The sequence below is a fragment of the Hydrogenophaga sp. T66 genome (genome assembly GCF_057219855.1).
Genome location: NZ_JBXVVX010000001.1, coordinates 1,307,280 through 1,319,259, shown reverse-complemented (window position 1 = coordinate 1,319,259; position 11,980 = coordinate 1,307,280). Strand labels below are relative to the sequence as shown.

Annotated in this window: 12 protein-coding genes; 6 read left to right on the top strand and 6 right to left on the bottom strand. The window is 66.5% G+C overall.

The window, feature by feature from the left end:
* Positions 1 to 30 precede the first annotated feature (30 nt).
* The 4 genes from AC2D80_RS06100 to AC2D80_RS06085 all read right to left on the bottom strand — a co-directional run bounded on the left by AC2D80_RS06100 (position 31) and on the right by AC2D80_RS06085 (position 5,393).
* Positions 31 to 978 carry a branched-chain amino acid ABC transporter permease gene (locus tag AC2D80_RS06100; protein WP_484632079.1) on the bottom strand — a complete coding sequence of 316 codons (948 nt, stop codon included), beginning with the start codon at positions 976 to 978 and terminating at the stop codon, positions 31 to 33.
* A 95-nt stretch (positions 979 to 1,073) separates the two neighbouring features.
* Positions 1,074 to 2,309, bottom strand: a complete 1,236-nt coding sequence (locus AC2D80_RS06095) for a branched-chain amino acid ABC transporter substrate-binding protein (protein WP_484632078.1) — start codon at positions 2,307 to 2,309, stop codon at positions 1,074 to 1,076.
* Between the two features lie 128 nt (positions 2,310 to 2,437).
* A complete protein-coding gene (locus AC2D80_RS06090; protein ID WP_484632077.1) occupies positions 2,438 to 4,084 on the bottom strand; it encodes a 3-(methylthio)propionyl-CoA ligase in 1,647 nt (548 codons plus the stop codon).
* A 142-nt stretch (positions 4,085 to 4,226) separates the two neighbouring features.
* Positions 4,227 to 5,393: an ABC transporter substrate-binding protein gene (locus AC2D80_RS06085; RefSeq protein ID WP_484632076.1), complete on the bottom strand. Its 1,167-nt coding sequence runs from the start codon at positions 5,391 to 5,393 to the stop codon at positions 4,227 to 4,229.
* Positions 5,394 to 5,554: 161 nt separating this feature from the next.
* Between AC2D80_RS06085 and AC2D80_RS06080 the strand changes: the two genes are divergently transcribed.
* The 3 genes from AC2D80_RS06080 to msrB all read left to right on the top strand — a co-directional run bounded on the left by AC2D80_RS06080 (position 5,555) and on the right by msrB (position 8,298).
* Complete coding sequence (locus AC2D80_RS06080) at positions 5,555 to 6,247, top strand: Crp/Fnr family transcriptional regulator (protein WP_484632075.1); 693 nt, start codon at positions 5,555 to 5,557, stop codon at positions 6,245 to 6,247.
* Positions 6,248 to 6,361: 114 nt separating this feature from the next.
* Positions 6,362 to 7,858, top strand: coding sequence for a protein adenylyltransferase SelO (locus AC2D80_RS06075; protein WP_484632074.1), 1,497 nt, complete (start codon positions 6,362 to 6,364; stop codon positions 7,856 to 7,858).
* Positions 7,859 to 7,881: 23 nt separating this feature from the next.
* Complete coding sequence (gene msrB, locus AC2D80_RS06070) at positions 7,882 to 8,298, top strand: peptide-methionine (R)-S-oxide reductase MsrB (RefSeq protein WP_484632073.1); 417 nt, start codon at positions 7,882 to 7,884, stop codon at positions 8,296 to 8,298.
* Positions 8,299 to 8,311: 13 nt separating this feature from the next.
* Here the strand turns inward: msrB and AC2D80_RS06065 are convergent, their stop codons facing one another.
* On the bottom strand, positions 8,312 to 9,295 hold the full coding sequence (locus AC2D80_RS06065) for a YcjF family protein (RefSeq protein WP_484632072.1): 984 nt from the start codon (positions 9,293 to 9,295) through the stop codon (positions 8,312 to 8,314).
* A gap of 132 nt (positions 9,296 to 9,427) precedes the next feature.
* Between AC2D80_RS06065 and AC2D80_RS06060 the strand changes: the two genes are divergently transcribed.
* From AC2D80_RS06060 to AC2D80_RS06050, 3 genes are all read left to right on the top strand, one after another.
* On the top strand, positions 9,428 to 9,970 hold the full coding sequence (locus AC2D80_RS06060; protein WP_484632071.1) for a septation protein A: 543 nt from the start codon (positions 9,428 to 9,430) through the stop codon (positions 9,968 to 9,970).
* A complete protein-coding gene (locus AC2D80_RS06055; RefSeq protein WP_484632070.1) occupies positions 9,967 to 10,242 on the top strand; it encodes a BolA family protein in 276 nt (91 codons plus the stop codon). Before AC2D80_RS06060 ends, AC2D80_RS06055 begins: the two co-directional genes overlap by 4 nt.
* 111 nt (positions 10,243 to 10,353) lie before the next feature.
* A complete protein-coding gene (locus tag AC2D80_RS06050) occupies positions 10,354 to 11,133 on the top strand; it encodes a peptidylprolyl isomerase (protein ID WP_484632069.1) in 780 nt (259 codons plus the stop codon).
* 85 nt (positions 11,134 to 11,218) lie between these two features.
* Here the strand turns inward: AC2D80_RS06050 and AC2D80_RS06045 are convergent, their stop codons facing one another.
* Positions 11,219 to 11,977 (bottom strand): heparan-alpha-glucosaminide N-acetyltransferase, encoded by a 759-nt coding sequence (locus AC2D80_RS06045; RefSeq protein ID WP_484632068.1) that lies wholly within the window; start codon positions 11,975 to 11,977, stop codon positions 11,219 to 11,221.
* Positions 11,978 to 11,980: the final 3 nt, after the last annotated feature.

Genomic DNA, 11,980 nt, shown 5'->3' with positions numbered 1-11,980 from the left:
GGCGTTGTCGATGGCGGGTGTCCGGCGGGCTCAGCCTTCGCGCGTGCCCAGCAGGCCGCGCGGACGGAAGATGAGGATGAGCACCAGGAAGAGGTACGGCAGGATGGGCGCCACCTGGCTGACCTTGAGTTTCCACAGGGCGTATCCGAAGGTCTGCTCCGTGATCACCACCCCAAACTGACTCAGTGTGGTGGCCAGCGACACGTCGATCGCGACCGCGAATGTCTGAATCACCCCGATGAGCAGCGAGGCCAGGAAGGCGCCCGACAGCGAGCCCATCCCGCCCACCACGACGACCACAAAGATGATCGAGCCGACGGTGGCCGCCATGCCCGGCTCGGTCACGAAGGCGTTGCCCCCGATGACCCCCGCCAGGCCGGCCAGCGCGGCGCCGCCGCCGAAGACCAGCATGAATACACGCGGCACGTTGTGCCCGAGCGTTTCAACCGTCTGCGGGTGGGTGAGCGCAGCCTGGATGACCAGGCCGATGCGGGTGCGCGTGAGCAGCAGCCAGATCGACACCAGCATCAACAGCGACACGCCCATCATGAAACCGCGATACAGCGGAAACTGCGTGCCATAGAGCGTGAACAGCGGGCCCGACAGGGCCTCGGGCACCCGGTAGTCCACCGAACTGGTGCCCCAGACCAGTTGCACCAGCTCGAGGATGATGTAGCTCAGGCCGAAGGTGATCAGCAGCTCCGGCACGTGGCCGTGCGCGTGCACCCGCCGCAGCACGTGCTTTTCAAACAGCGCCCCCAGCAACCCGACCAGCAGCGGCGCCACGATCAGCGCCGGCCAGTAACCCACCAAGGCCGTCACGGTGTAGGCGAAATAGGCCCCCAGCATGTAGAAGCTGGCGTGGGCGAAGTTCAGCACGCCCATCATGCTGAAGATCAGCGTCAGGCCCGAACTGAGCATGAACAACAGCAAGCCGTAGCTCACGCCGTTGAGCAGGGAGATGGTGAAGAATTCCATGGCGGGCAGGGTAGGTCACACGGGCGAGCGATACCGGGGGGACTGGCCGCAACCAGTCCCCCGGGCCGCGATGCGGCCTGAGACGACGGCAACCGTCAGGGCTTCTTCATGTCGCAGCTGGTCGGCGTGCTGGCGACGTAGGCTTCGAGGTACTTCACCGGCGCGAAGGTGTAGCCGGTGTTCTCCACGCTGTATTTGTTTTTGGCGTCCACCTTCTGCCACTTGGAGATCCACAGGCCTTGCTGCAGCTGGTGGTCCTTGTTGCGGAACGTGCTGTCGCCATTGAAGCCCTTGAACTCGAGCCCGCTCAAAGCGGCCGCCACCTTGACCGGGTCGGTGCTCTTGGCCTTGGTCATGGCGGTGCCCAGGGCGACGATGCCGTTGTAGGTGGCGAAGGTGTAGTAGTCGTCGTTGAACCGCTTCTTGAAGTCGGCCATCAGCTTGGCCATCTCGCCGGTGTAGTTCGAGTGGTTGTAGGCGATCTGGTAGACCTCGATGTCGCCGCCCTGCGCCAAGGCCGTGGGCGTGCCACTGACGCCCGGGTAGTAGGCGTACATCGGAATCTTCAGGCCCGCGTCGTTGAGCGCCTTGACGAACAGGGTCAGGTCGGCGCCCCAGTTGCCCGTGACGATGGTGTCGGCGCCGGACTGCTTGATCTTCGCCACGTAGGGCGCAAAGTCCTTCACTTGGCCCAGCGGATGCAGATCCTCGCCGACGATCTTCACATCAGGCCGCTTGCGCTGGATGCCCTCCTTGAAGTACTTGGCCACCTGCTGGCCGTGGGCGTAATTCTGGTTGAGGAGGTAGACGTTCTTGACCTTCGGCTGGTCCTTCATGAAGGACGTCAGCGCCTCCATCTTCATGGTGGTGTCCGCGTCAAGGCGGAAGTGCCAGTAGCTGCAGCGCTCGTTGGTCAGCGACGGATCGACCGCCGCGTAGTTGAGGTACACGACCTCTTTGCCGGGGTTGCGCGCGTTGTGCTTGTTGACCGCGTCAAGAATCGCCGCGGCGGCGCCGGAGCCGTTGCCCTGCGTCACATAGCGGAAGCCCTGGTCAATCGCGGCCTTCAGCGCGTTCAGGCTTTCCTGCGGCGAGCCTTTGTTGTCGAAACCGACGACCTCAAACTTCACGCCAGCCGGGCTGTTGGCGCCACCCTTCTGCTCCGCCGCAAACTGCCAGCTCTTGAGCTGGTTCTGCCCCACGTTGGCAAACGGGCCGGACAACGGGTCGATGAAGGCGATGCGCACCGTTTCGCCCTTTTGGGCGTAGGCGCTGGCCGCACAGGCCAGCAGGGTGGCGACGAACAAAGGCTTGAAGGTCTGGGGGCTCACGCGTGTCTCCTGGGGTGGGTGAAGTTTGCGGGCAGCTTACAAGGCTGCTGCAGCGCACCACTCAGGGATAGCCCTAGCCTCTATCGCGCGGGTGACTGCCGGCGAGGCCGGCGGTCACCCCTGACGCTTCAAACGCCCGGCAGGCGGTAGTCAGCGAGCTGCTGACGCAAGGTCATCTTTTGCATCTTGCCGGTGGCGCCCAGCGGAATCGCGTCGACAAACACCACGTCGTCCGGAATCTGCCACTTGGCCGTCTTGCCTTCGTAGAAGGCCAGCAACTCCTCGCGAGTGACGCTGGCCCCGGGCTTTTTGACCACCACCACGATCGGCCGCTCGTCCCATTTGGGGTGCTTCATGCCAATGCAGGCGGCCATGGCCACCGCCGGATGCGCCATCGCGATGTTTTCAACGTCGATCGAGCTGATCCATTCGCCGCCCGACTTGATCACGTCCTTGCTGCGGTCGGTGATCTGCATGAAGCCATCGGGATCGATGGTGGCCACGTCGCCGGTGGGGAACCAGCCCTTGCCGTGCGCATCGGTGCGCAGCGGGTTGCCGCCCTCCCCTTTGAAATAACTTTCAATGATCCACGGGCCGCGCACCAGCAGATCGCCGTAGGTCTTGCCGTCCCAGGGCAGCTCATGGCCGGCCTCGTCCACGATCTTCATGTCCACGCCGAACACCGCGCGGCCCTGCTTCAGGCGAACCTTGAGTTGCTCCTCGGGTGAGAGGGCCAGCTGGGCATTTTTCAGGGTGCAGACCGTCCCCAGCGGCGACATTTCGGTCATGCCCCAGGCATGCAGCACTTCAACGCCGTACTGGTCGTTGAAGGCATTGATCATGGCCGGCGGGCAGGCCGAGCCGCCGATCACGGTGCGCTTGAGCGTGCCGAAGCGCAGGTTGTTTTGCTGCATGTGCCCCAGCAGCATCTGCCACACCGTGGGCACGCCTGCGGCCATGGTCACCTTTTCGGCTTCGATCAGCTCATACACCGATTTGCCGTCCAGCGCGGGACCGGGGAAGACCAGCTTGCAGCCGACGGCCGCGGCCGAATAAGGCAAGCCCCACGCATTGACGTGGAACATCGGCACCACCGGCAGGATGCTGTCGCGGGCGGAGCAGCCCAGCGCGTCGGGCAGTGCGGCGCCGTAGGCGTGCAGCAGGGTCGAACGGTGCGAATACAGCGCCGCCTTGGGGTTGCCGGTCGTGCCACTCGTGTAACACATGCTCGACGCGCTGTTCTCGTCGAACTCGGGCCACGGGTACGCGGCGTCGCTCTGTGCCCCGATCCAGGCTTCGTAGCTCACCAGCCCCGCAATCCCGGTGTCGGCCGGCAGCTTGTCCGCATCGCACAGCGCGATCCAGTGCTTGACGGTCGGGCACTTGGCCGCCACCGCCTGGACCAGCGGCAGGAACGTCATGTCAAAGCACAGCGCGCTGTCTTCGGCGTGGTTGACGATCCAGACGAGCTGCTCCGGATGCAGCCTGGGGTTGAGTGTGTGCAGCACGCGCCCGGTCCCGCTGACACCGAAGTACAGCTCCAGGTGCCGGTAACCGTTCCAGGCCAGGGTGGCCACGCGGGCGCCGAAGGGAAGCGCCGTTGTGTCGAGCGCCCGGGCCACGCGGCGGGCGCGGGCGGCTATCCCAGACCAATGAGTGCGGTGAATGTCGCCCTCCACCCGCCGCGACACGATTTCCGTGGCGCCGTGATGCCGATCGGCATGAACGATCAGCGACGAAATGAGCAGGGGCTGGCTTTGCATTTGTCCGAGCATGGACTGTCTCCGGGTGTGTCGTGGTGGGTGATCGGAACCGCCGGGGCCTACGCCCGAACGGGGCGGGGCCATGGTGGCACAGCGGCGGATGGTAACGCCGTCGGGCCGGGAGAACCGGCCCGACGGTGACTCCAGCCAGCCCTCAGCGAATGAACTTGCCGTTACCGCCGATGATGACCAGTTCGACGTACTTGAAGGCCTGTCGAGAGGTTTTTGAGAACCCAACGCGCATACCGCCCATGTCAAGCCCCCCCATCCCTTCGGCCGCGGCAACCAGACGCTGCCGGTTGAGATCGGGCCCAGCGCGCCGCAACGCTTCAGCAAGCAGCTTCGCATTCACGTAGCTCTCCAGGCTGACGAACGAGAAATCGTTTTGCCCGATGGCCCGCATCGCGGCCTGGTACTCCTTGACCAGCGGGTTCGCGTCGCTCCAGGGGAAAGGCATGACCGAAGCCACCACCACGCCGATCCCGTCTGGTCCGAGTGCCTTGATGTTGGCGGCGGTCCCCATCACGGAGAGGGTGTAGAACTGGACGCCCTTGCCGCCGGCCTTGTTGAACTGCTGGATGAACGAGAACGTCGGGCGCCCTGCCGTGATCAGAATCACGGCGTCGGGCTTGGCCTCCACCATCTTGGCCACCGCGTCGGCGGTGTCGGACGCGTCGGCCTTGATGACCACCTCGGCCACCGGCTTGATGTCAAGGTCTTGCATGGCAGCTCGCACTCCAGTCAGGCCGTCGGTGCCAAAGCTGCTGCCCTGATAGAGAACACCGATGCGCTTGATGCTGACCGTGTGTAGGTGACGCACCAGACGCTCGGTTTCCGCCCGGTAGCCGGCGCGCACATTGAAGACGTTCGGCACCATCGGGTTGCGGAGCGAATCCGCACCGGTGAATGGCGAGAACAGCGGCACGCCCAACGTGCGCACCATGGGCAGGATGGCTTCGCAATGGGGTGTACCGGTCACGTTCAACAACGCAAATACCTTGTCCTGCTTGATCAACTGCTCCACGTTTTTGACCGTGTTCGGCACCTGATAGCCGTCGTCCAGGGTCACCACCTTCAGGCGACGACCGTGGATGCCGCCTGCGCGGTTGAGCGACTCGACGTACGCGTTGACCCCGGTCTGAATCTCGCGGCTGAGGTCCGCGATGGGACCGGTAAGGGCCAGCGACTGCCCAACCACGATTTCATCGGCGGTGACCCCGGGCTCGGCAGGGGCCGAGGGAGCCGCGCCGGCGCCCCCACTGAGGGTCGCCACTATGGCAAAGATCACGGCAACGCGCTTATGATTGAAAAAAGTAAGCATCCGGAACACTCCTGTAATTCCTTTGAACACTTTAGAGGGCATCATCTCGCCATCTTTTTAGTGTTTTGGAATTAAATCATCCTGTTTTGCCCGTACCGCGCCTGCCGGACGCACGGGCATGTGGAAGGGACGAAACACATCACCTGTGCCCAGGAGGTTTCATGCTGTCGATCACCCCACGCCCCGAGGCGCTCTTCCTGTCGCGCCAGGAATGGTTTGCCGACCTGCCACCGCGTCAGCAGTCGCGCACCCTCGCCAGCGCCATCACCATCAGCGGCCGGCGCGGCGACACGCTCCTGCGCGCCGGCGCCCAGTCAGAGGGCTGGTACGCGGTCCTGGACGGGTTGGTCAAGATGCAGATGCGAACAATGAGTGGCCGGTTTGCGCATTACGTGGGCATGCAGGGCGGCGAATGGTTCGGGGAGGGGTCAGCGCTCAAACATGAGCTGCGCCGCTATGAAATCGTCGCGTTGCGCGAAACGACCCTGGTCTGCCTGCCCAACGCGCTGTTTGACGATCTGGTCGCCAGCAGCCTCGCCTTCAACCATGCCCTGCTGGCCAGCCTCAACGCGCGGCTGGGCCAGGCGATCACCTTCATGGGGACATCGCGCATGCTGTCCTCGATCCAGGTACTGGCCGGCTTCCTGTGCCGGCCCTACTGGATGAACTTTCCCCAGACCCAGCTCCACCGTGACGAGCTGGCGCTGATCACGGGCGTAAGCCGGGATCGACTGGACCGCCTGCTGGAACAGCTCATCGAGCGGGACCTTGTGCGCCTGAACGGGGAAGTGATTGAGGTGCCCGACGAGGCCAGCATCCGAGAGTTCATCAACAACGGGCTGGGCGATTACTGATCCCTGCCGCGGGAGACGGTCTTCCGCAGCCGGGCTCGGTGGTAGCACGTCCGACGCACCGCGCCATTGACCCTGCGTCGAACCCGGTCCGTCGGCGGCCTGGAAAATGCGGGGATGAGCAACACCGCTGTTGACACCGCCAGCCGTCCGGCGGACGTGCCCATCGAATGGCCCTGGATGGACCGCTTCGCCGGTTTGGGGGAGGCCTTTTTCACGCGACTCGACGCCACGGGCCTGCCAGCCCCGGTGTGGGTGGGCCGGCACGACGATCTGGCCCGGGAACTCGGGCTGCCGCTCGGTTGGTGGGACTCGGAAGACGCACTGGTCGCTCTCGCTGGCAACCAGCGCCTGCCCGGCAGCCACCCCCTGGCGAGCGTGTACAGCGGCCACCAATTTGGCCACTGGGCCGGCCAACTCGGCGATGGCCGCGCCCTGTGGCTGGGCGAGCTGTCCACGCCCCTGGGCCCGATGGAGCTGCAGCTCAAGGGCGCGGGCCGCACGCCCTACTCCCGGATGGGCGACGGCCGCGCCGTGCTGCGCAGCTCGATCCGCGAGTTTCTGGCCAGCGAGGCGATGCACGGGCTGGGCATTCCCACGTCGCGGGCGCTGGCCGTGGTGGGGTCGCCGCAGCCCGTGGTGAGGGAGACGGTGGAGACCGCGGCCGTGGTCACCCGCGTGGCACCCAGCTTCATCCGCTTCGGCCATTTTGAGCATTTCGCGGCGGCCAACCGGCTCGAGGAGTTGCGCCGACTGGCGGACTTTGTCATCGACAACCACCTCCCGGCCTGCCGCGAAACCGGGGGCAACCCCTACGCCAGCCTGCTGGCCGAGGTCACCCGCCGCACCGCTCAACTCATTGCCCGCTGGCAGGCCGTGGGCTTTTGCCACGGCGTGATGAACACCGACAACATGAGCATCCTGGGCCTGACCATCGACTACGGCCCCTTCCAGTTCATGGACGCCTTCGACCCGGCGCATGTGTGCAACCACAGCGACACCGGCGGCCGCTACGCCTACCACCGGCAGCCCAACGTCGCCTACTGGAACCTGTTCTGCCTGGGTCAGGCGCTGCTGCCCTTGCTGGACGACCAGCAACAGGCGCTCGATGCGCTGGAGCTCTACAAAACCGCTTTCCCCACCGCGCTGCAACGCGCCATGGGGGCCAAGCTCGGCCTGGATACCGTGAGCGATGGCGACGACGCCCTCATCGACGACCTGATGCGCCTGATGGCGGCCGACCGCGTGGACTTCACGATCGCCTTCCGGCGCCTGGGCGACAGCATCGCCTCGGGTGGCCCCGCCCGCGACCTGTTCCTTCAGCGCGACGCTTTCGACGCATGGCACGCCCGGTGGCGTCAGCGCCTGCAGACCGAACCGGACTTCAGCCCGGAGGCCACCCGACTGGCGATGCACCGCACCAATCCCCGCATCGTCCTGCGCAACCACCTCGCCGAGATCGCGATCCGGCGCGCCCGCGACGGCGATTTCAGCGAGGTGGACCGGCTGCTGAAAGCTTTCGCCGCGCCCTTCGACGAACGCCCGGACGAAGACGATCTGGCCGCCTTTCCACCCGACTGGGCGGCGGGCCTGGAGATCAGCTGCTCGTCCTGAACGACACCCTTGCGGAGCCCACCATGACTTTCCCGATCCAGAAAACCGATGCCGAATGGCGCGAACTGCTGCGCAACAAGGGCGCGGAGCCCGGCGCTTTCGACATCACCCGCCGCGCCTTCACCGAGCGGCCGTTCACCGGCAAGTACGAGCCGGTGTGGGCCGACGGCAGCTACCACTGCGTGTGCTGCGGCAACCACCTGTTTGACGCCGCCACCAAGTTTGACGCGGGCTGCGGCTGGCCCAGCTTCTGGAAAGCGATCCCCGGGGCCATCACCGAAATCGTGGACCGCAGCCACGGCATGGTGCGCACCGAGACCGTGTGCAGCCAGTGCGGTGCCCACCTGGGCCATGTGTTCGAGGACGGCCCGGCGCCCACGGGACTGCGCTACTGCATGAACTCCGCGTCGATCGAGCACCAACCCAAAGACGGCTCCTGAGGCCGTCCGGCGCTCAGCGCACGCCCTGACGAACCAGGTCCATCACACGCCCCGCGTCGAGCGTGGCCGCCTGCTCGCGGATCTGCGGCAGGTAACGCGTCTGCAGGTCGCGCGCCGGCCCCAGGAGTCCCTGGAAGGTCTCGCGCAAGACGGTGGTGTTCATCGTGCGCCCACCCGCGTAATAGCGCTGCGCGAGCTGACCCAGCGCGTAGGTCGTGGCAAAGGACATCGCGACCCCGGTGGCGGCGCTGCCCACGCGCGCGCCCGTCCCGCCGAGCTTGCGCCCGAGCAGGCCGCCGATGAGTTTGCGGCCGTACTGCTCCAGGGTCTGGGCGGTCAAACCGACGCCAGCGGCCGCGAGAAACTCCTTGATGTGGCCCTGATCCAGCGAATAGCCGTGGGCCTGGCCCACGCCGTACACCAGCTTGATCTGCAAGGGGATGATGGCCATCGACGCCCACGACTGAGGCAGCAGCTCCAGCGCACCGCAGAGGATCGCGTGGCGCAGGATGCTGCGGTCCACCGCGGCCGCATCGGCCGGCGTGGCGGCCACGGTCGGACCGGCCGGCGCAGTCCCCGCCGCCGCCGCTGCACCGGCCGCCGCCGCCGGCAGCGGACGCAGCGCCTCGGCAGCCAGGGCAGACTCCTCCCGCTCGAACCGTGCCGTCACCTCGGCCGGGGCATCGAGACGGGCGCGCAGCTGGTCGAGGAATGCCTGCTCGCTGGGCGTGCGCGCGCCATCGGCATCGCACACGCAAACAGCCATTTCGTACGCCAGCTCGCGTTCACCCGCGTCGCCCAGCGCAGCCCACGCCTGATCCAGCGTCGTGCGACGCAACAACACGCCCTGCAACGCACGCGCCAGCTCCGGCTGGCCCTGCCCCAGGGACTCGGCCAGATCGCGCAGCGACTGACGCTCGGCATCGGCCTGGGCGCCATCGGCGTAGGCGGCCATGAGGGCGATCGACAAGACGGCGGCGGTGGATTCGGTGTTCATGACAGGCAGATCCTGAAAGCGCGTGCCCGCGGCAGCGCGGCGTGCGGTGAGCGAAGGGTAATCCCGAGACCCGGGCGGGCCTGCAAAGTTCAGCCGCTGCGCCCGGGCGGGAGCGCCGCCGATAATGGTGCCATGCGTCTGCTCATCGATTTTTTCCCGATCGTCCTCTTCGTGGCGGCCTACAAGCTGCAGGACATTTACGTGGCCACCGCGGTGCTCATGGGCGCCACCGTGGTGCAGACCGGTTTGATCTACGCCATCGACCGCAAGCTGCAGACGATCCACAAGGTCACGCTGGTGCTGGTGCTGGTGTTTGGTGCGCTCACCCTGTTCCTGCAGGACGAGCGGTTCATCAAGTGGAAACCCACCGTTCTGTACGCCAGCATGGCGCTGGTGCTGGCCGCAGCGCTGTGGATCTGGAAGAAGAACTTCCTGCAGCTGCTGCTGGGCAGCCAGCTGAAGCTGCCCGACGGCGTGTGGGCGCGGCTCACCATGGCCTGGGTGGCCTATTTCCTGTTCATGGCGGGCATCAACGCCTGGTTCGCGGCCTTTCACACCACCGAGGAATGGGTCAATTTCAAGCTCTGGGGCTACATCTTCCCGGTGCTGTTCATCGTGGGCCAGGGTCTGTACGTGGCGCGCCACCTCAAGGACGAGCCGGAGGGCGGCGCATGAACGCCGCGGTCGTCCCCACCGCCGAGGCGCTCGAGCGCCGCCTGCGTGAGCGACTGTCGCCGCACACGCTGGAGGTGATCGACGAGAGCGCCGCCCACGCCGGCCACAGCGGCGCCAACGGCCTGGGCTACGGCACGCACTTCCGCGTGCGCATCGGCGCACCCGCTTTCGACGGATTGAGCCGGGTGGCGCGGCACCGCCTTGTGTATGATGCCCTGCGCGATTTCACCGACGCTGGGCTGCACGCCCTGGCCATCGACATCCGACCCTGACACGCCCCGCATACGTTTTGGCACAGGCTCCGGCACAGGTTCTGACAACCTCCGCCGGAACCCCTCGGCCCCGCGGCCGCTCTCACTCCCTCTCAACTCCCTAGGACCCCCATGAAACTGTCCCTGTCGGCCCTGACCGCGGCCGTGCTGATCTCCACCGCCCCGTGGGCCGCAGCCCAGAACGTGGCCATCGTCAACGGCAAGCCGGTGCCGACCTCGCGCGCCGACGCGCTGGCGGCGCAGGTGGCGGCCTCCGGCCAGCCGGTGGACGACACCGTGCGCGCCAAGATCCGCGAGGAAGTCATCCTGCGCGAGATCTTCATGCAGGAGGCCCAGAAGCGCGGCCTCGGCGGCACCGAGGATTTCAAGGCCCAGATGGAACTGGCCCGCCAGACGCTGATGATCCGCGCGCTGTTCGCCGACTTCCAGAAAAAGAACCCGGTGACCGACGCCGACGTGAAGGCCGAGTACGACAAGTTCGTCGCGGCCAACAGCGGCAAGGAATACCGCGCCCGCCACATCCTGGTGGAAAAGGAAGAGGAGGCGAAAGCAATCATCGCCTCCCTCAAGGGCGGCGCGAAATTCGAAGACATCGCCAAGAAGCAATCCAAAGACCCGGGCTCGGGCGCCAACGGCGGCGACCTCGACTGGGCGCCGGCGGCGAGCTATGTGCCCGAGTTTTCGGAAGCCATGGTGAAGCTGGAGAAGGGCAAAGTCAGCGAAGCGCCGGTGAAGACCCAGTTTGGCTGGCACGTCATCCGCGTCGACGACATCCGCCAGGCCGAGCTGCCGAAGCTGGACGAGGTGAAGCCGCAGATCGTGCAGCAGCTGCAGGGCATGAAGCTCAACCAGTTCCAGCAGGACCTGCGCAGCAAAGCCAAGATCCAGTGACCGGCCGGGCTCTCCCGCCCAGTCCGCTGCGTCAGAGACAACGGCCCCTCGGGGCCGTTTTTTGTGGGCGATCGGTCCTTGGCGTTCAGCGCGCGCCGGCGAGCCACACGCCGGCAGCCAGCAGGCCGATCATGACGGGTTGGTGCAGCAGGTAGTAGCTCAGACTCCAGCGGCCCAGCGCAGCCAGCCGCCGCCCCACGGCCCCGCCCGGGACCGGACCACGCAGGATGGTGGGGCGGCGGGCCGTCAGCCATTGGCCGGCGGCCAGGCCCCACCAGACCACGCCGAGCCACGGCAGCAGCGGCACGTAGTCCTCGGTGACCGGCTTCTGGGTGATCAGTCCCAAGGCGTTCGGGCCGGGCGCGTTGAGCCAGGCGGCCAGCGCCGGCGCGTCAGCCAACCCGATGGCGGCCAGGGAGGGGGCGATGAGCGCCAGCGCGCCCGCCGGCCACAACCACACCCCCCAGCCGGCGCTCAGGCGGGCCACGATCAGCATGAGCGCCAGCCCATGCAGCACCCCGACATAGATGAAGCTCTGCGGAAAGACGAGCGCGGAGCCCGCCGACACCAGCAGCGCCGCGCCTGCCACCTGCGCCCAGCGGCGCCAGAAACGCGACCAGCCCTGACCTTGGGCGAGCGCCACCGCCTGCGACAGCCCGGCGGTGAACAGGAAGGTGGTGACGATGGCGGTGCGCTGCAGCGTCCACACCGGGTCGGTGAGCATGGCCTGCGGCGGAATCAGCCGGAACCAGTTCAGGTCGTACACGAGGTGGTAGGCGGTCATCCACACCATGGCCAGGGCGCGCAGCGCGTCCAGGCGATCAAACCGGTCGGCGGCCGCCATGCA